General features: G+C 68.3%; 18 protein-coding genes. 5 read left to right on the top strand and 13 right to left on the bottom strand.

Annotated features, from left to right (window positions below; translation table 11 throughout):
• Positions 1–42: 42 nt before the first annotated feature.
• From FB548_RS01270 to glnA, 3 genes are all read right to left on the bottom strand, one after another.
• On the bottom strand, positions 43–1530 hold the full coding sequence (locus FB548_RS01270) for an ammonium transporter (RefSeq protein ID WP_142122963.1): 1488 nt from the start codon (positions 1528–1530) through the stop codon (positions 43–45).
• A 16-nt stretch (positions 1531–1546) separates the two neighbouring features.
• Positions 1547–1885: a P-II family nitrogen regulator gene (locus FB548_RS01265; protein WP_056880236.1), complete on the bottom strand. Its 339-nt coding sequence runs from the start codon at positions 1883–1885 to the stop codon at positions 1547–1549.
• Positions 1886–2317: 432 nt separating this feature from the next.
• A complete protein-coding gene (glnA, locus tag FB548_RS01260) occupies positions 2318–3727 on the bottom strand; it encodes a type I glutamate--ammonia ligase (protein ID WP_142122962.1) in 1410 nt (469 codons plus the stop codon).
• A 212-nt stretch (positions 3728–3939) separates the two neighbouring features.
• Between glnA and FB548_RS01255 the strand changes: the two genes are divergently transcribed.
• From FB548_RS01255 to FB548_RS01245, 3 genes are all read left to right on the top strand, one after another.
• Positions 3940–4737 carry an undecaprenyl-diphosphate phosphatase gene (locus FB548_RS01255; protein ID WP_142122961.1) on the top strand — a complete coding sequence of 266 codons (798 nt, stop codon included), beginning with the start codon at positions 3940–3942 and terminating at the stop codon, positions 4735–4737.
• Positions 4738–4973: 236 nt separating this feature from the next.
• A complete protein-coding gene (locus tag FB548_RS01250) occupies positions 4974–5792 on the top strand; it encodes an META and DUF4377 domain-containing protein (RefSeq protein ID WP_142122960.1) in 819 nt (272 codons plus the stop codon).
• Between the two features lie 97 nt (positions 5793–5889).
• Positions 5890–7308 carry a hypothetical protein gene (locus FB548_RS01245; RefSeq protein WP_221625893.1) on the top strand — a complete coding sequence of 473 codons (1419 nt, stop codon included), beginning with the start codon at positions 5890–5892 and terminating at the stop codon, positions 7306–7308.
• A 15-nt stretch (positions 7309–7323) separates the two neighbouring features.
• Here the strand turns inward: FB548_RS01245 and FB548_RS01240 are convergent, their stop codons facing one another.
• The 10 genes from FB548_RS01240 to FB548_RS01195 all read right to left on the bottom strand — a co-directional run bounded on the left by FB548_RS01240 (position 7324) and on the right by FB548_RS01195 (position 16876).
• Entirely contained in the window at positions 7324–7785 is a 462-nt protein-coding gene (locus tag FB548_RS01240) for an RDD family protein (RefSeq protein ID WP_221625892.1), read from the bottom strand.
• A gap of 44 nt (positions 7786–7829) precedes the next feature.
• Positions 7830–8444 (bottom strand): YbhB/YbcL family Raf kinase inhibitor-like protein, encoded by a 615-nt coding sequence (locus FB548_RS01235; RefSeq protein ID WP_142122957.1) that lies wholly within the window; start codon positions 8442–8444, stop codon positions 7830–7832.
• A 31-nt stretch (positions 8445–8475) separates the two neighbouring features.
• Positions 8476–10545, bottom strand: a complete 2070-nt coding sequence (locus FB548_RS01230) for a tetratricopeptide repeat protein (protein ID WP_142122956.1) — start codon at positions 10543–10545, stop codon at positions 8476–8478.
• A gap of 52 nt (positions 10546–10597) precedes the next feature.
• Positions 10598–11587: an alpha/beta fold hydrolase gene (locus FB548_RS01225; protein ID WP_142124046.1), complete on the bottom strand. Its 990-nt coding sequence runs from the start codon at positions 11585–11587 to the stop codon at positions 10598–10600.
• Positions 11588–11680: 93 nt separating this feature from the next.
• Complete coding sequence (locus tag FB548_RS01220) at positions 11681–12463, bottom strand: lysophospholipid acyltransferase family protein (protein ID WP_142122955.1); 783 nt, start codon at positions 12461–12463, stop codon at positions 11681–11683.
• Between the two features lie 95 nt (positions 12464–12558).
• Positions 12559–12987, bottom strand: coding sequence for a hotdog fold thioesterase (locus FB548_RS01215; protein ID WP_142122954.1), 429 nt, complete (start codon positions 12985–12987; stop codon positions 12559–12561).
• A gap of 204 nt (positions 12988–13191) precedes the next feature.
• Positions 13192–15159: a phospholipase D family protein gene (locus tag FB548_RS01210; RefSeq protein ID WP_255470268.1), complete on the bottom strand. Its 1968-nt coding sequence runs from the start codon at positions 15157–15159 to the stop codon at positions 13192–13194.
• The gene (locus FB548_RS01205; RefSeq protein WP_255470267.1) at positions 15156–15740 is read right to left on the bottom strand and encodes a YceI family protein; all 585 of its coding nucleotides are present in this window, start codon (positions 15738–15740) and stop codon (positions 15156–15158) included. Before FB548_RS01205 ends, FB548_RS01210 begins: the two co-directional genes overlap by 4 nt.
• Positions 15737–16213 (bottom strand): histidine phosphatase family protein, encoded by a 477-nt coding sequence (locus tag FB548_RS01200; RefSeq protein ID WP_142122953.1) that lies wholly within the window; start codon positions 16211–16213, stop codon positions 15737–15739. Before FB548_RS01200 ends, FB548_RS01205 begins: the two co-directional genes overlap by 4 nt.
• Before the next feature lie 30 nt (positions 16214–16243).
• The gene (locus FB548_RS01195) at positions 16244–16876 is read right to left on the bottom strand and encodes a ParA family protein (RefSeq protein ID WP_142122952.1); all 633 of its coding nucleotides are present in this window, start codon (positions 16874–16876) and stop codon (positions 16244–16246) included.
• A gap of 154 nt (positions 16877–17030) precedes the next feature.
• Here FB548_RS01195 and FB548_RS01190 point away from each other — a divergent pair, with 154 nt between their 5' ends.
• Together FB548_RS01190 and FB548_RS01185 are read left to right on the top strand one after the other, a co-directional pair.
• Complete coding sequence (locus FB548_RS01190; protein ID WP_142122951.1) at positions 17031–18530, top strand: AAA family ATPase; 1500 nt, start codon at positions 17031–17033, stop codon at positions 18528–18530.
• 117 nt (positions 18531–18647) lie between these two features.
• Positions 18648–19043 carry a polyhydroxyalkanoate granule-associated phasin gene (locus FB548_RS01185; protein WP_142122950.1) on the top strand — a complete coding sequence of 132 codons (396 nt, stop codon included), beginning with the start codon at positions 18648–18650 and terminating at the stop codon, positions 19041–19043.
• The last annotated feature ends 298 nt before the right edge of the window (positions 19044–19341 follow it).

Here is a 19341-nt window from a genome sequence, read left to right as displayed (position 1 = left end):
GACATTGCACCAGTTTAGTGCAAAGCCGTCCCCGGCAATCCATCAGGCCTCGTAGGCCGATTCGCCGTGCGAGGCGATGTCCAGGCCCTCACGTTCGGCGTCTTCGGTCACGCGCAGGCCGAACACGATCTTCGCGATCAGGAACGCGACCACCGACACCACGCCGATCCAGACGATGGTCAGGCCCACGCCGGTCGCCTGCTTGATGACCTGCGCCACCATGTCGAAGTCCTCGCCACCGGTGCCACCCAGCGACGGCGCATGGAACACGCCGGTCAGGATCGCGCCGATGATGCCGCCGACCGCATGCACGCCGAACACGTCGGCGGTGTCGTCAACCTTCAGCAAGCGCTTCAGGCCGGTGACGCCCCAGACGCAGACCACGCCGGCGATGAAGCCGATGGCCACGGCACCGAACGGACCCACCAGACCCGCGGCCGGCGTGATGCCGACCAGGCCGGCCACCGCACCCGAAGCCACGCCCAACGCGGACGACTTGCCCTTGAATATCTTCTCGGTCAGCGCCCAGGCGATGACGGCGGCGGCCGTGGCGACCAGCGTGTTGATGAAGGCCAGCGCGGCACCGGCATTGGCTTCCAGGTTGGAGCCCGCGTTGAAGCCAAACCAGCCCACCCACAACAGCGACGCACCCACGTAGGTCAGGGTGACGTTGTGCGGCTTCAGCGCGGTCTGGCCGTAGCCGAGGCGCTTGCCCACGAAGTACGCGCCGATCAGGCCGGCCACGCCCGCGTTGATGTGCACCACCGTGCCGCCGGCGAAATCCAGCGCGCCCATTTCGAACAGGTAGCCGCCGGTGGCCCACACGATGTGCGCGATCGGCAGGTAGCCGAAGGTGAACCAGATCACCGAGAACAGGATCACGGCGGCGAACTTCATGCGCTCGGCGAACGCGCCGACGATCAGCGCGCCGGTGATGCCGGCAAACGTCGACTGGAACGCGATGAACACGTACTCGGGCAGACTGACGCCGTCGGTGAACGTGGCCGCCAACGTTTCCGGCGTCACGCCCTTCAGGAAGAGCTTGTCCAGGTTGCCGAGCCAAGCGCCTTCGCCGGAGAACGCCAGGCTGTAGCCGTAGACGATCCATAGCACCACCAGCAGCGAGAACACGGTGATGACCTGGACCAGCACGGACAGTACGTTCTTCGACCGCACCATGCCGCCATAGAACAGCGCCAGGCCCGGCACCACCATCAGCAGCACAAGCAGCGTGGACGTCAGCATCCACGCCACGTCACCCTTGTCGACCACCGGCTCGGCAGCGGCTTCTTCAGCGGGCGCCGCCTCGGGCGCGGGTGCTTCGGTCACCGTCTCGGTGACGGTTTCGGTGACGGTTTCGGTGACGACACCCACCGCGGGTGCTGCTTCGGCGGTCGCTTCCGCCGCTGGCGGAGCGGTGTCCTGCGCGATGGCGGTCGCGGCCACGCCCAGGGTCATCAGGCCGCACAAGGTGGCCAAGCAGAGTACGTGCGCACGGGTCTTCCACCCGGACAACAGTCGAGTCTTCATGTGGGGGCTCCGAGTGTTAGAGCGCGTCCGCGCCGACTTCGCCGGTGCGGATGCGGATGACCTGGTCGATGGTGGTGACGAAGATCTTGCCGTCGCCGATCTTGCCGGTGCCGGCGGCCTGCTGGATGGCCTCGATGACGGCATCCAGTCGCTCGTCGGTCACGACGGTTTCGATCTTGATCTTGGGCAGGAAATCAACGACGTACTCGGCGCCGCGGTACAGCTCGGTGTGGCCCTTCTGCCGGCCGAAGCCTTTGACTTCGGTGACGGTGATGCCGGACACGCCCGCTTGCGACAAGGACTCTCGGACCTCGTCGAGCTTGAACGGCCGGATGATGGCGGTGATCAGTTTCATGCGCATACCCCGATGGTGGATGGAACCGGCCGACCGGAGCCGGCCGGCGGTTTCAGGTCACCGATGCGCGCAACCCCCTGGCCGCGTGCACGTGATCGGTGCGGAGCGATGCATGAACCGCATTCGTGCCCGCCGCGATCACTTGCGGCAGGCACGGATGACGTGGGAGGGAGCTGCGGTTCATGGACCTCTCCTGTGTTTCCCCTGGTACAGCGTTGGTGCGATCTCCGGAAATCGAAGATGGGTGGTGCCCCGGTTCCCCAACCGGTCGAAGCCATCGCAACGCGATGTCTCCAATAAGGTGCGGCGATGGCGACGGGTGGGAGGGGAGATCCGTCGCCATCGCCGCGGTGACTCAGTGCGCGCCCGCTGCGACACGGAGGACCGGTGCCCGGTCCTCCGCGTGCATCGCGATGTGCGCGTGCGCCCGCATCAGCTGGCGTAGTACAGCTGGTATTCCAGCGGGTGCGTGGCCGCGCGGAACTTGGTCACTTCCTGCATCTTCAGCGCGATGTAGGCATCGATGAAGTCGTCCGACATCACGCCGCCGGCCTTGAGGAAGTCGCGGTCCTTGTCCAGCGCGTCCAAGGCCTGGTCGAGGCTGGAGCAGACCTGCGGGATGTTCTTCTCTTCTTCCGGCGGCAGGTCGTACAGGTCCTTGTCGGAAGGAGCACCGGGGTCGATCTGGTTCTTGATGCCGTCCAGGCCGGCCATCATCAGCGCGGTGAAGGTCAGGTAGCCGGACTGCAGCGGATCGGGGAAGCGGATCTCGATGCGGCGCGCCTTCGGGTTGGCCACCCACGGGATGCGGCACGAGGCGGAGCGGTTGCGCGCCGAGTAGGCCAGCATCACCGGCGCTTCGAAGCCCGGGACCAGGCGCTTGTAGCTGTTGGTGCCCGAGTTGGCGAATGCGTTGATCGCCTTGGCGTGCTTGAAGATGCCGCCGATGTACCACAGCGCCAGCTGCGACAGGCCGCCGTATCCATCGCCGGAGAACAGGTTCTGGCCGCCCTTGGCCAGCGACTGGTGCACGTGCATGCCGCTGCCGTTGTCGCCGACGATCGGCTTCGGCATGAAGGTGACGGTCTTGCCGTTGCGGTGGGCGACGTTGCGCACCACGTACTTCATGCGCTGCAGTTCGTCAGCCTTCTGCACCAGCGTGTTGAACTTGGCGCCGATCTCGCACTGGCCGGCGGTGGCGACTTCGTGGTGGTGCACTTCGACTTCGATGCCGACCTGCTCCAGTGTCTTGCACATCTCGGCGCGCAGGTCGTGCAGCGAGTCGGTCGGCGGCACCGGGAAGTAGCCGCCCTTGATGCCGGGACGGTAGCCGCTGTTGGCGCCGTCGTAGCTCTTGCCGCTGTTCCACGCGCCTTCTTCGGAGTTGATCTTGAAGAAGGTGTTGCCCATGTCGTTGGCGAACTGCACGGAGTCGAAGATGAAGAACTCGGGTTCCGGGCCGAAGAACGCCAGGTCGGCGACGCCGCTGGCCTTCAGGTGGGCTTCGGCGCGCTTGGCGATGCCGCGCGGATCGCGCGTGTAGCCCTGCATGGTGGCCGGGTCGAGGATGTCGCAGACCAGGACCAGGGTCGGGTCGGCGTAGAACGGATCGAGGTAGGCGGTGGTCGGGTCGGGCAGCAGCACCATGTCGGACTCGTTGATGCCCTTCCAGCCCGAGATCGATGAGCCGTCGAACATCTTGCCGTCTTCGAACAGGGACGCATCCACGATGCTGACGGGGAAGGTGACGTGCTGCTCGACACCGCGCATGTCGACGAAGCGCAGGTCGACGAACTCGACCTTGTGGTCCTTGATCAGCTTCTCAACGTTGTCCAGGGACATCTCGGAACCTCGGGTTGGATAAGTGTGTGACGGGATAGAGCAATCCCCGTGCCAACCCCAAGATTCGCTCAACCTATTGATTTACATAGGCGCCTTTGACATGCCCGTCACGCAGAGTCCCTTGTTTGGTGCATTTTCCTTGCGTCACGAACCAACGCGGTGCATCGTCGTTTCCACTATTCTTTGCCGCCTCCCTTACCGCGCCCTCGCTCATGACAGACCTGCTCGCCGCGCTGCTGCTCGGCATCCTCGAGGGCCTGACCGAATTCCTGCCGGTCTCCAGCACCGGCCACCTGCTCATCGCGCAACACTGGCTGGGCGAGCGCTCGGACTTCTTCAACATCGTCATCCAGGCCGGGGCCATCCTCGCCACCACGCTGGTGTTCCGGCGCCGGATCTGGGAACTGGCGACCGGCTGCTGGCGTGATGCCGAGGCCCGCGACTACTCGATGAAGCTGGCGGCCGCCTTCCTGGTCACCGCGCTGGTCGGCCTGCCCGTCCGCTTGGCCGGCTGGGAACTGCCGGAGACCGTCACCCCGATCGCGTGGGCGCTGATCATCGGCGGCGTGTGGATGCTGGTGGCCGAGCACTTCGCCGAAAAACGCGGTGATGTGGCCACCATCACGTGGAAGGTGGCAATCCTGGTCGGTCTTGCGCAGGTGGTGGCCGGTGTCTTTCCCGGCACCTCGCGCTCCGCAGCGGCGATCTTCATGGCCATGCTGGCCGGCACCAGCCGGCGCTCGTCGGCAGCGGAGTTCGTCTTCCTGCTGGGCATTCCCACCATGTTCGCGGCCAGCGGTTACGCCTTCCTGGAACTGGTGAAGGACGACGCGCTGGGCAGCGAGAACTGGAGCGAAGTGGCGCTGGCGTTCGCCGCCGCCACCGCGACGGGCTTCGTGGTGGTGAAGTGGCTGCTCGGCTTCATCAAGGCGCACCGCTTCACCGGCTTCGCCATCTACCGCATCGTGCTGGGCGCGCTGCTGCTGTTGCTGATGCCCGTGGGCAGCTGAGCCGCCGCTCCCTATTCCCTGTAGGAGCGACGTCAGTCGCGACCGCGCCCCGATAGCCATTCACCGTGCATGAGGATGAACGCGCCGCAGCGCGCCCGGATGGCGAACAGCCGCTTCAGGGCATGCCGGCCGTGCGGTCGCGACTGACGTCGCTCCTACAGCAAGTGCGTCGCCCGGCCTTCACCCCGTTCCAACCCGTCACGCGTTTGCATACCGCCACCCCGATGGAGAACACCATGAAACGATTGCTGCTGCTCGCCCTGCCGCTGGTGCTGATCGCCTGCACCAAGCCCGCAGAACAGACCGACGTGCCCGCGCCCGCCAACGCCACCGCGGCGACGCCAGCGGCGGCCACCCTTGATGCGTCCGCACTGCTTCCGCAGTACCACTGGCAACTCATGGACGCCACCGACGCGCAGGGCAAGCGCATCGATGCCTTGTTCGCACGTGCCGACAAGCCGCTGCAACTCGATTTCAAGGAAGGACGGCTGGGCGTGTCCAACGCCTGCAATCGCATGGGCGGCACCTACACGCTGTCGGACACCAGCCTTACCATCGGCCAACTGACGTCCACCATGATGGCCTGCACCGACAACGCGCTGATGGCGCTCGACCAAGAGATCGGCAAGCGGTTGGAGGGCACGTTGAAGGTCGCTGCCACGCAGGACGGCGTCGCCCAACTGGCGCTCACCACCGCGACCGGCGACAAATTGCTGTTCGCCGGCAACCCCACGGTGGAAACCCGCTACGGCGGCCCCGGTGAACGCGTGTTCCTGGAAGTCGCGTCGGAGACCAAGCCCTGCAGCCACCCGCTGATCCCCGACAAGCAGTGCCTGCAGGTGCGCGAGATCGCGTACGACGACAAAGGCCTGAAGGTCGGCACGCCCGGTGAGTTCCAGCACTTCTACGACAGCATCGAGGGCTACACCCACGAACCGGGCGTCCGCAACGTGCTGCGCGTTGACCGCTACACCGTGAAAAACCCGCCAGCCGATGCCTCGGCGAATGCCTACGTGCTGGACATGGTGGTGGAGTCGGCGAACGAGAAGAAGTGACGGTCCGCCGCACGATGCGTGCCCTGCGTGCAGGGCGCGCATCGATGCTGCAGGCCAGCCGCTATAGTGGCGCGTCACTGGCTGCGACGCGCGATTGATGAACCACCCCGCAAGGAACGCTTCCGCCCTTCCCTGGATGGCCGCCGCCCTGTTGGCGGCCTCCGCGCTCCTGATGTGGTGGCCGGCACTGGACACGCCGTTCTGGGGCGATGACTACGTGTTCCTGCACGCCGCGCATGCGACCAATGCGGCCGGCGCGCCATGGTGGTCGGATTTCTGGCCGTCGTCGCCTCCGCGTTTCTGGCGGCCGTTCTCGCAGGAGGGCTATTGGCGCTGGATCGATGCGTCGCTGGGCGGCAGCGCGCATGCCGCGCACGTGGTCAGCCTGGTCCTGCATGTACTGGCCACGCTTGGCGTCGCGCTGTTCGCCTTCCGCGTGGCGCGCGCCTGCTGCTGGACGCATGCCTGGCGCATCGCCACACTCGCTGCCGCCGTGTATGGCGGACTGACGATGCACCTGCTGCCCGTGCACTGGGCGGCCGCCGCGAACAACGCCATGCTGACGCTGTTCACCACGCTGCTGCTGGCCGCCTGGACCAGCGCGCGCGACACCGCGGGCACGTGGCGCGCCCTGCTGTTGGCCTCGCTCCCGGTGTGGCTTGCCCTGGCGCTGCTGAGCAAGGAGTCCGCGGCACTGACGCCTGCGCTGATGCTGGTGGTGGCATGGTTCGTCGCCGCGCGCCGGCCACACCGCGATGAATTCTTCGCCTGGTTGGCCTGTGTCGCCGTCGTCGCAGTCTGGCTGTGGCTGCGCGCGCGCTTCACCGCCAATACCGATGACGCCTACGCATTGAGCCTCGGAAGCAACCTGTTGCGCAACGCGGCGTCGTTCGTCGCCTGGCTGCTGAATGTCCCGCGCGAGGCGATGCGGATGGCGGTCGCGGGTGACCGCATGCAGGGGCTGGCCTGGATCGCGACCACCGCACTCCCGATGCTGGCCGCCTGGGCGATCGCCGGCTGGCGCGGACGTGGCCTGTTGGCACCGCGGCAATGGGTATGCGTTGGCGCGTTCGCGGTGCTCGCCTACGCCCCGTACTTCCTGCTCGCATGGAACAGCTACGAGTACTACGCCGCCATCGCCGTGATCCTGCCCGTCGTCGCACTGGCGCGTTGCGTGGCGACCGATCGCGCCGCACTGCTGGTGGCCGCGCTGGTCGCCGTGTCGTCCTGGATCGCAGTGGAAGGCACGCGCCGGCTGGACCATCCCGGCCTCATCGGCCGCGCGCACTGGGCGGAGGCGACCCTGCAGGCACTGGCGCGGCAGCCCGTCGCCTCGCCACTGCACGTGAGCGTGGCAGATGACCAGCGCTTCTACGCCATCGGCCAGATGGGCCTGGCGTGGCGGCTCGGTATCGCGCCGAATGCCATCCACGTGGCGGCGACGTGTCCGCCCGCCGGCACCTGTCTGGTCATCGAGCGCGACGGGCGCTGGCGCTGGCGCGATCCGAACGGATGACGCGATCGCCGCGCGTCAGGCCGTGAGTGCCACCGCGCGGCGCGTCCGCACCACCCGCGTCCGCGGCCAGCGGTCATGCCAGCCTCGCGGGTCCTCCTCGTCGGCAAGCAGGACGGAGAACGCTTCGAACGGCACCACCCGCGTCACGCTGCGCAACAGCGCCTGGCGGAATGTCGCCTTGCGCCCGCTCTCATCGACGATGCGCGTGCCGGTCAGCAACTTGCCGAGGGTGGTGCCGGTGAGGCCTTCCATCAGCGTGTAGTAGACGATGATCGCCTCGAACCCGATCAGCTGGTCCTGCCACCAGGTGAGGCGTTCGGCCCACGCCAGCGCCTCGTCGCCACCCACGATGCCGACCACGATCATGGCCAGGAAAATGACGCCGACCACGATGACCCGGTCGATCAGCCAATGGACGAAACGCCGCAGCTTCGTGGCCGGAGTCAGGGGCCCGATCTCCTCGATGGTGTCCGCCACCAGGCTCCGGGGACTTTCGTACGGGTTGTCTCCGTCGCCGGCCGTCATCCGCGCAGCGCGGCGTTCAACGTGTAGGTGCCGTGCACGGCGGCTTCGGCGAGCACGTGCCCCTGCATCGTGCGCTCCACATCACCGGCGGTGAATCGCGCCGGCAGGTCGAGCGTGGCGAGATCCAGCGCGAACAGGCGGAAGAAATACCGATGCACACGCAGGTCGTTGAAGGGCGGGTATGGACCGTCGTAGCCGTAGTAGTCGCCCCCCATCTGCGCGTCACCGGCGAACCAGCCGGTGTAGTCGTTCAGGCCCTGCCGCGCACCCGCCGGTCCTGCAGGCTGCTGCTTGCCCTTGGCCGTGACGCCGTCGCTGCAGCTACCGGCGGCGATCTCCCGCACCTCCGGTGCGATGTCGGCCATCGCCCAGTGGATGAAATGCCCGCGCGGTTGCTCGACCGGGATCTGCAGGTCGTCGCGACCGACCGTCTCCGGGACGGTCGGTGCGTCGGGGTCGATGCACAGCAGGGCGAAGGACTTCGTCCCGGCAGGCACGCCGTCCCAGGCCAGGTGGGGATTGCGGTTCGCGGCGAATCCGTCGGGCTGGCCCATCGCGAAGCCGGCGGGGATGGGCTTCGTATTCTCGAAACTGTCGCTCCAGAGACGCATGCGTGACTCCTGCAGATGCGGGAAAAGGGGATCAGGCTTCCGGATAACCCAGCCGCACCGCCACCGGCGTCAGCGCGGCGAACGGGCCGGCCAGCACGTCGGCGTAGTGGCGCCAGTGACCAGCGGGGAAGCGGCGCGCACCCGAAGAAGGCGGTTCGGTCAGCTGCGCGCCCAGCGCCCGGCTCAGCGCCTGCGCCACGGCCGCGGCATCGTCCTTGATCGCATCCATCGCGATCAGTCGGCTCGGGAACAGGTCATGCTCGTGCACATCGGCGACCTGGTCGAACAGCTGCGCCAGCCAGCGCGCGCCGGCGTCCAGGTCGTCCAGGGCCAGCGGGGCCGGGGCACCGAATGCCAACCAATCCAGGAAGGCATCACGTGGATCGCGCACCGCGATGATCAGCAGCGCCTCCGGCAGATGCGGACGGAGGGCCAGCAGGAGCGCGTTGTCCCACCACGGCAGCCAATCGACGATGCCGCCATCTTCCGAGCGGTTGGCCAGCGTCTCGCGCCACCCCGCCACGCAGGCTTCACCCGACAATTCGCCGGACAGGAGCCGTGCCGGCGTGTGGTAGTTCTGGAAGGCGTCCACCGGCGGATTGGGCAGGAAGCGGTCACCACGCAGGCGATGGCTGATCGCGCCCAGGACACCGGCGATCGATTCGACCACGGTGCCCGGCGCGCCCCACAGCAGGATGGGGTATGGGCGGCCGGCGGACGACATCGGAATCGGCGCCACGTCGGGCCAGGGGCCCTGGGCGCCGCTCGGGGTCCACAACGGCAGGCGCGTGGGGGCGAGTTCGCGGGCCAGTGCGGCCCACGTGGCGGCGGCATCGGCATACCGGCCGGCGCGGTCGCGGACGAAGGCCTGCCAACTGCGCAGGCTGCGCTTGTGGTGCGGTTCGGTGGCCTGGTCGGCGAGTTCGCCGACGCGTGCGATAGCGGATACCGGATCGCGTTCGAACAGTGCCTCGACCACCCGCTGCTCGGCGCTCGCACGGCCCGGGTCGAGAGCGACGATCCGTCGCGCCACGGCTTCGGCCGCATCACGCTCGCCTGCCGCATCCAGCACCGACATCTGGGCCTCCATCGCGGGCACGTGCTGCGGCATCGCCGACACCCAGCGCTCGACCACCGCGCGCGCCTCGGCGCTGCCCACGGGCTCGAACAGCAGGCGCGCCAGCCACAGATCGTGCTCGTCCGGCGTGGTGGCCAGGGCGGCATCCAGCGTGTTGCGCGCATCATCCTGCATGCCCAGGCGACGCCACGCCTCGATGATCGCCAGCACGGTGTCGCGATCGCGCGGCTGTCCGGCCAGGGCGATCCGCAGCGAGGCCAGCGCTTCCTCATCCTGTCCTGCGGCAAGGCGCAGGTGGCCGATGTAGCGGTGCAGCGCGGGCGCGTTGTTGCGCGCCACCAGCGGGACCAGTTCGTCGGCGGCATCGGCGGGACGCCCCTGCCGGCGGATGAGGTCCGCGATCAGGCTGCGCAGGCTGTCCGCGCCCGGCGTCCGCTCCACCACGCCACGGAATGCCTGTTCGGCGAACGCCCAGTGCCCGAGCGCCATGTGGATGAAGCCGAGCGAATAGCGCAGCTGCACTTCCTCGGGTGCCACCTGCAACGCCGCACTCACGATCTTCAGGGCCGTGTCGGCATCGCCGCGACGCAAGGTGACCATGCCTTCGACGGCGGCAAGCTGCGGATGATCCGGTGACACACGGGCGGCAAGGCGGTTCAGGCGTTCGGCCTCTTCCAGGTCGCCGCGACCCAGCGCCAGCTGCGCCTGCACCAGGTACGCGGTGAACTGGTTGGGATCCAGCCCGGTGGCCTGGGCCAGCGACGCCTGCGCCTCGTCGGGCCGCCGGCTGCCCACTAGCACGCCCGCGCGGGCCAGGTGCAGGTCGGCGTTGTCCGGTGCCAGCGCGATGGCGCGGTCGATGCTGGCCAGGGCGGCGTCGGGCTGGCCGCCCTGAAGCTGGGCGGCGGACAGCCAGCGCAACGCCTGGGCATCGTCAGGGCGTTCGGCCACCAACGCTTCCGCAGCGATCAGGGCATCGGCCACTGCGCCGCGGCGAAGGGCATCGAGGATCGGGTCGTACATGGAGAACTACCAGGATTCGGGCAAACGCCGATTGTACCGGCCGTTCCGCGGCTCAGGCGGTGCCGCCGGCCAAGCGTTCGGCCACCCAGCGCTCGGCGTAGCCGTCGCAGGCGGCGTTCTCGATGAAGGCGCAGTGCCCACCCCACGGGGCGATCTCCAGCGTCGCCTGCGCCGGCAGCGCCCAATCGCGGAAGGTCTCGAACGGGATCACCGGGTCGTCCTCTGCCATCAGGATGTGCGCCGGCACGGTCAGCCCCGCCAGGCGGCCACCGGCGATGGCATAGCCGTCGAAGTAGTCCTCCAGCGTGCCGAAGGCCGTGTGCCGCTGCACCAGCCAGTCGGTCAGCGCGCGGATGTCCAGCGCCAGCACCGTGTCGTCGAAGTCATGCCGCTGCGGGAACAGGCTGCGCTTGCGTTCCAGCGAACGGCGCCATTTGCGCGCGAAGTACCAGTCGTACAGCGGCAGGCCACTCTCGATGCGGTCCATCGTCGTGGCCGGATCCAGCAGCGGGCAGACCGCCGCCACGTGTGCCAGCGCCAGTCCCGCCTCCGGGGCGCGCAGTGCCAGCCGCAACGCGAAGTTGCCGCCCAGCGAATAGCCCGCCACCCGCATCGGCACATCGCCGGCGAACCGCCGCGACACGTCGAGCGCCGCATGCACCACTTCATCCAGGCGGTTGGAGTGGAACAGGTCTTCGTTGAGGTGGTGGGTATCGCCGTGGTCGCGGAAGTTCAGCCGGAACACGTCGAAACCGCGCGCCAGCAGCTGCGCGGCGGTCAGGCGCATGTAGCTGGAATCGGCACTGCCTTCCCAGCCGTGCAGCAGCAGCACCAGGCCGCGCGGGGCCTGTCCCGACATCCGGCTGAGGAAACCCTGCAGGCGCACGCCATCGCCGCCATCCACGATGTGCTCCACCGTCACCGCACCACTGCCCGCCAGCGCGCGCAGCCCGCGGCGGCGGCGCAGTGCGCTCGAACCCAGCACCGATTGCAGGTGCGGATTGCGCAGCCAGCGTGGCGGGCGGTAGTCGGCGGCAGTGATCATGGGGTCATCGCAGCGGCGTCGGGACGAGAGTGGCACCGCAGTGTGGAGTATTCCTTCGATTCCGTCGCGATGCCGGTGGAAGGCATCCGCTCAGACTTCCGACATCGCCTGCACGATGCGCTCGCGCGACAGCTCGGCGATGCGGCGGCGGCCTTCGACGTCGGCGACCCGGATCGGCTCCAGGAAACAGATGTCGGCCGTGCGGGCCGGCTCTCCCAGCAGGCGAACGAAGTTGGCGAAGAAGCTCTCCTTCGGCCCGAACGCCACCACCGGCTGCGCACTGCCGCGCTCACCGTAGCGCAGCGCCACCGGCTGCACCGGCACGCCGGCTTCCACCGCCGCCAGGAAGATGCGGGCGTGGAACGGCCCCACCGAGCGGCCGTCGCGGGTACGTCCTTCCGGGAACACCCCCACTGGCCGGCCCTCGCGAAGACGCTGCATCATGGCCTGCAACACGCCGCCCAGCGACTCCTGGCTGCCGCGCTGGTGGAAGATGGTGTGGCCCTGTGCCGCCAGCCAGCCGACCACCGGCCAGCCGCGGATCTCATGCTTGGCAACGAAGCCCATCATGCGCTGGCTGTGCAGCGCTTCGATGTCGATCCAGCTGACGTGGTTGGCCACGAACATCGTGGCGCCAGGGAGTGGCGTGCCCACGCGGCGCAGGCGGAACCCGAAGATGCGCATCAGTCCGCTGGACCACCAGCGCACCGCCACCTCGCCCACCCGCACCCAGGCCAGCAGTGGCGACAGGCATAGCAGGATGATCGGTAGGAAAACCAGCAGGTGGACCAGCAGCAACGGCACGCGGTAGAGGTAGCGGATTGCCCGCGCCACACCGCTGCCGCCAGCAACATGAACAGGGGGCGGCGTCATCCCGTCACGATAACAGGAGTTGGGGGGGAGAGGAGCGAGGAGGGCATCAGCAGGATACCTGCGTCGCGATCATTCCCCGCTCGTTTCCCCGCCCATCAGCCCTTCACCACCGGCACCACCGCCAGGGTCAGGCGCGACACGCATACCAGCTTGCCCTCGTCGTTCTCGATGCGGATTTCCCATAGCTGCGTGCTGCGGCCCACATGCAGCGCACGCGCGGTGCCGGTCACCATGCCACCGCGCATCGCGCGCACATGGTTGGCGTTGATCTCCAGCCCCACCACCATCTCCTTCGTGGTGTCCACGCACAGGTTGCCCGCCACGCTGCCCAGCGTTTCGGCCAGCGCCACCGACGCACCCCCATGCAGGATGCCGTAGGGCTGCACGGTGCGCGCATCGACCGGCATCGTGCCGCGCAGCCAGTCCTCGCCCGCTCCCGTAATGACGATGCCGAGATGGGACACCAGCGTGTCGGCGGCGTGGGCGTTGACGGCGGCGAGATCGACGGGGGCGCGGAAAGCCATGGCGTGCGGTATCCGAGGGAGAAGAGCGGATTCTACGCGGCGCTTGCAGGAGGGCTTCGGCTCCCGGCAGAGAACGGCGCGCATCGATTCACCAGGTGGGCGCGCTGCGGCGCGCGCTTCATCGCGCGGGCGGCCGGACCGTCGGGGCGCGGGCTGAAGCCCCTTCTACAAGGGCGCTGCCGCCAACCGTTGCAGCCGGCGGCGCTACAGGATCGGCACCAACCCCGCACCGAACGCGGTCAGCACGCGCGTGTAGAGCCATTTCGGGCCGACATTGACCTCCGGGAAGTCGCCCACCGCCACGTAGCACCGGTGGAACGCCGGATCCTTCGGCCCGACCGGCAGCGGGCAATCGGGACCAGGCTGGAACTCGTAGCTGGTCGCATACCGCCACGGCCAGACGTCGAAGATCGGCAAGGCCTCGGACACCTTGCCCAGGCTGTAGTCCAGGCCCGAGAACACCGGCGGCTTGGCGCGCGGCGCGATCACCCATGCGTTGCGCGGCGACATGTCGCGGCGGATGCTGTCCGCGAGCGCCTGCGCGAAGGCAGGGTCCTGGATCACCACGGCCGCCTCGGTGTTGTAGTTCTCCGAGCGCGGATCGAAGTTGTGCGTGCCGATCACCGCCGTGCCGCCGTCGATGACCATCGATTTCGCGTGCAGGCCCATGCGCACGCCGGCACGCTTCAACGGCAGCGGCTCGGAACCGGCGCCGCTGCTCAGGAACGACGGCCGTGATTCGGTACGCTGCAGGCGACGCGTGGTCTCGCCCTCGGAGCCGGCCGACGGCCCGATGGATCCCGAGGGTCCGCGAACGCGCCCGCTGCCGCGACTGCCGCCGGTACCGCTGGCCGACGTCGCCAGCGGTGGTCCTTCCGGCATCAGCGCGGCGTAGTCCACCGGCGCATCTTCCGGGAACGGCTTGTACTCATGGATCTGGAAACCGAACTCGCGCAGGTAGCGGCGCTTGTACTTGAACGACATCGAATACACGACCGGGTTGTCGGTCGCGGCCAGGCTGTTGGTCGATACGATCACCTGCGGCGGCGGTTCGCGCGTACGCATGTCGCGGAACATCGCCTGTGCCTGTTTCGACATCACCAGGTAAGGCGTCTGCAGCAGCACTTCAGACTGGGCGCTGCGGATCAGCGCTTCCAGTTCCGGTGCGGCGGGCGCATCGTCGTCGCGGCGCTCGCGCCGGTGCTTCTGCGGCAGGTCGGCGATGTAGCGCACCGCACCGACCGCAAAAGCCGCATCGACGAAGCGCTCCCGCATCACGGCCGGGTCGCTCGCCTCCACCCGCGCCGCCTGCACCCGCGCCGGGCGCAGATAGCGCGGCACCGGCATCGCCGGCACGCCTTCGTACAGCAGCGTACGGCCGACATCGTTCAGTCGCTCTGCCGGCACGCTGCGCCGCGCCTCCCAGAACGCCTGGAAATTGGTGGCCATCGCCGCCGCCTCCGGACCCGCGACCAGCACGTCCCGGTCACGGAAGTTGTATTCCGCGTCCCAGTCGAAATAGTCGTCCTGGTAATTGCGCCCGCCGCTGATGCCGATGCGGTCGTCCACCAGCAGCAGCTTGGTGTGCATGCGCTGGTTGAAGCGGCGGAAGCAGCACAGCACGCTGCCGGCATAGTCGAAGTAGTTCAGCTTGGCCTTGCCGAAACTGGGGTTGTAGATGCGGATGGCGAAGTTCTGATGCGCACCGGACAGCGCCGCGAGGATCTCCAGGTCGGCGATGGCGGACAATTGGTCGATCAGCACCCGCACCTTCACCCCGCGCCGCGCCGCCGCCAGCAGTTCGTCCAGCACCAGCCGCGCGCTGTCGTCCTTGTCGAAGATATAGGTCTGCAGGTCGATGCGCGCGCGCGCGCTGCGGATCAGGTTCAGGCGTGCCAGCAATGCATCGGAGCCCTGGTCCAGGATCACCGCGTAGTGGCGCGGCGCCTCCGGTGTGGACGCGGCGCGCGCCTGTCCGGCCAGGTCGTAGAGCGGCGACGACAGCGCGCAGGCATCGGCCTGCGTGCATTCGACCACCGAAGAACGCGCGCCTGCGGCGATGCCGGCAGCACGCTCACGCTGGCGGTCGGACAGGCTGGCGCAGGCGCTGCCCAGCAGCGCGACACACAGCACCGCGCACCGCGCGGCCAAGGCGGGGAAACGGCGGTTCACGGTGTCTTCGCACTCCGGATGCGCGCACGCAGCACGAACACCACGCGGTCACTGACCGCCAGCATCCAGTCGTCCATGTCGTAATCGCTGCGGCGCACCGCGCCCGTCGCCACCACATCGCAACCCACCGCTGGGTGCGAACAGGTGGCCGGCGCCACGTCCAGGCTGCGCGGCCGGTTGATGCCCTTGATGCTCAGGTCGCCCTCCAGTTTGCCGCCGTCGTACAGCAGCATCGGGTCATACGGCCTGGAGGTGAACGTCACCACCGGGTAGCGGTCGGCATCGAAGAATTTTTCGCTGCGCGCCCACTCGCTGTAGCGCGGATGCCCGGCGATCTCCACCTCGCGCGTGTACATGCGCAGGCGGACCTGCTGGCGGCCATCGGGCAGGTGTTCCACCGAGCCCTCGTAGCGCTGGAACACGCCATCCAGCACCTGCCCCCAGCGCGTGCGCAGTTCGAACCCCAGGCGCGTGTGCGAGGGGTCGAAATCGTTGCGTCCATCGGCCAGGGCAGGCGCTGCCAGCAGCGCGCCCAGCCCCAGCGCGGCCAGCCGCATGATCCCCGGGACTGCCTGTGTCATGGCCACCAGAAAGCGGAAAGCTGCGCCACTCCCGGCTCGATCGCGGTGTCCACCGGCAGCGTCAGCACCACCACGCTGGCGGGCGGCATGCCACGGTATTCGCTGGTCACGCCGGAATACATCAGCGCAGCCAGCTGCTCGAAGCCGGGATTGTGGCCCACCATCAGCAGGCGCTCGGCTTCACGGTGCTGGTCGGCCAGGTCGGCCAGCGTGCCCGGCGTGGCTTCGTAGATGCGCTCCTCCAGCCGCTGCTCCACGTACCCGACGGCACCCAGCACCGCCTCCAGCGTTTCGCGGGCCCGGCGTGCCGGGGAGCACAGCACCCGATCGGGCACCAGGCCCTTGTCCTGCAACCAGCGCGCGGCGGCCTCGGCCTCGGCCAGGCCCTGCGGCGACAGGGGGCGATCCAGGTCCGACTGCCCGGAGGTCGCGGGTTCGGCATGGGCATGGCGCAGCAGGATCAGTTCACGCATGGGACAACGACTCCTTCGGGTTTGGCCTGATCAGGCCTTCTTGATCCATTTCAACAACGGTTCCCAGTCAGCCTGGTGATCGCGCACCTGGGCCGAGCGGTAGTCGAACAGGCTGCGCCCCAGGCCGGCCATCACGACATAGGCCTGGGTATCGCGCAACTGGGTAATCACCGGATACGGCCAGGTCTTCAGCATTTCGACCGCCTGCTGCGACGCATTGGTCCACGGCTTGCTGCGGTTGACCACCAGGCCCACCGGCAGCTTGCGCTTGTGCACGCGTGGCACCTTGGCCATGGTGTTCAGGAAGCCCACCGTCGCCTCGATGTCCAGCGCCGACGGCAGCACCGGCACCACCACGGCATCGGCATGCTCCAGGAAGCCACCCAGGTCGTCGGCCATCGCGCCGGCCGGGGCATCGATCACCACCCGCTCCGCGTCTTCCGGCAGCCAGGCGCGCCAGGCGCGCTTGCCACTGGCATCGATCGGCAATACGGCGGTTTCCAGTTCCGCCCGGCGCTCGGCCCAGCGGGTGGAGGAATGCTGCGGATCGGCATCCACGAGGACCGTGCGCTTGCCGTCCAGTGCGAAATGTGCGGCCAGATTGGTCGCCAGGGTGGTCTTGCCCGCGCCGCCCTTGGAGCTGGCGACCAGAATCGTCTTCATGCGCGCACCTCGTTGCTGGAGAACCCGGAGGGTACACCGGGGCAAGTTAAGCGGGAACCGGCGCGGTGAAGCGCGACCCGTTGTCGCGGGCCGGTCGGCTCCCCGTACCCGTGCGCGCTTGCTATCGTGCCCGTCCCCACGGACCGGATGCCCCATGAACGAGCTGCAGGACCTGACCGCGCTGATCCGCGCCAACACCCCGCTGATCGTCATCGAGACCCAGGACGAAGCCCGCGTGGTCGACCTGTTCCGGCAGGCCCTGGGCCAGGTGTGGCGGGCGCTGCACCGCTGGAGCATCACCGAAGGCCTGCGCCGGCTGGACATGGACCGCGAAGACGACGCCGTCGGCCCGCCCGACGCCAGCGCCGCCCTGCAGGCCATCAAGCAGGCCGACCAGCGCGGCATCTATCTGCTGCTCGATTTCCATCCCTATCTGGGCTACGCCAGCAGCCAGCGCCAGCTGCGCGACATCATGCAGCGGCGCCACAGCCTGCCGCACGTGGTGGTGCTGGTGGGCGCGAAGATCGAACTGCCGGCCGAACTGGAAGCGCTGGCGGTGCGCTTCAATCCGCGCCTGCCCGACGGCCATGCCCTGTTGAAGATGGTGCGCGAGGAAGCCGACCACTACGCCCGCGAACACGGCGGCCGCCGGGTCGAAGCCGACGGCGAGGCGGTCAAGCAGATCGTGCGCAACCTGCAGGGCCTGAGCCTGGTGGATGCGCGCCGCATCGCGCGGCAGCTGATCTTCGCGGACGGCGCCCTGACCAGCAGCGACCTGCCCGCGCTGAACAAGCTCAAGTTCGAACTGCTCAACCGCAGCGGCCACCTGCACTACGAATACGACACCGCGAAGTTCGCCGAGGTCGCCGGCGCCAGCCGCCTGAAGCGCTGGATCGAGCAGCGCCGCGCGGTGTTCGTCTCCGGCAACCCGCCGCCCGGGCTGGACCTGCCCAAGGGCGTGCTGCTGCTCGGCGTGCAGGGCTGCGGCAAGTCGATGCTGGCCAAGGCCACCGCCGCCGGTTTCGGCGTGCCCTTGCTGCGGCTGGATTTCGGCACGCTCTACGACAAATACCACGGTGAAACCGAGAAGAACCTGCGCGCCGCGCTGGCCTCGGCCGAACAGCTGGCGCCGTGCGTGCTGTGGATCGACGAAATCGAGAAGGGGCTGGCCAGTGGCGGCGACGAGGACGGCGGCGTCTCGCGCCGCGTGCTCGGCTACCTGCTCACGTGGATGGCGGAACGCAAGGCCGGTGCCGGCAGCGGCCAAGTCTTCCTCGTGGCCACGGCGAACCAGGTGCAGGACCTGCCGCCGGAACTGCTGCGCAAGGGCCGCTTCGACGAGATCTTCTTCGTCGACCTGCCCTCGCCCGAGGCGCGCGTCGAGGTGCTACGCGTGCACCTCGCCCGCCGCCAGTTGGATCCGGAAGCCTTCAACCTGCCCGCACTCGCCGCCGCCGCGAACGGGTTCTCCGGCGCCGAGCTGGAACAGGCCATCGTCTCCGCGCTGTACGCCGCGCATGCCGAACAGAAGCCGCTCGACACCGACCTGGTGATGCACGAGATCCGCAGCACCCGCCCACTCTCGGTGATGATGGCCGAACAGGTGCAGGCCCTGCGCGACTGGGCGCGCGAGCGCACCGTGCCCGCCGACTGACGGCCCGTTCCGTGGCGGGAGCGGCGCGGCTGACAAGCGCACGTCCCGCGCCAGGCGACGGCATTCACTGGTTGCATACTCGCGCCATCGCATCATGCCGTTCCCACGGAGACTGCCATGACCCGCCGTCGCAGCGCTGCACGTGCCCTGGGCACGCAACTGGTGGAACTCGGCACCGCGGCGCCGTTCGTCATCTCCCACCGCATGGCGCGGATGGCGACGGCCGGCCCCAACCCGTCGGCCCGCGACCGGCGCGAGTTCGCGCTGATGTCGAACGAGAAGGTCGCGGCCGCCTGGGAGTCCTGGCGCGCCATGGCCGGTTACGCGGTGACGTTGAACACCACGGCAACGCAAGCCGCGCTGGCATTCTGGATGCCATGGGCATTCACGGCCAAGCCCCTGCCATCCCCTGAGGACGCCGTAGTCGACATGGCAAGCGCCGGCATGAAGCCCTACCGCCGCATCACCGTGGCCAACCAGCGCCGCCTGAGCAAGCGCAAGCCGTCCCGCTGATCCAGGGCCGCCGGAGGGTTGGGCTGCAGGACTGCAGGATGGATTGAGCCGCAGGCGGCTTTCAACGGCGAAGCCGGTATACCCATCGATCCGCTTCTTTGGATGATTCTTCAGGCATGGCGCGTCCAGCGCCGTACACACCAGACGAAAGCGTATTGCAATGCCATGGGCAACAAGCCGAATACGACAATGCAGAAGGCGATGGAGCCAAGGAAGACAAGCCCTACGTCCATCGCCAGGAGAACGAACGGCCTCACCTGCGCTGCTGGATGAGCGTACTCCGAGCGAAATGCGACCA

This window comes from Pseudoxanthomonas sp. 3HH-4, assembly GCF_006716465.1.
GTDB lineage: Bacteria > Pseudomonadota > Gammaproteobacteria > Xanthomonadales > Xanthomonadaceae > Pseudoxanthomonas_A.
Note: the sequence above shows the minus strand (reverse complement) of the source record. Positions and strands in the feature narration are given on the sequence as shown.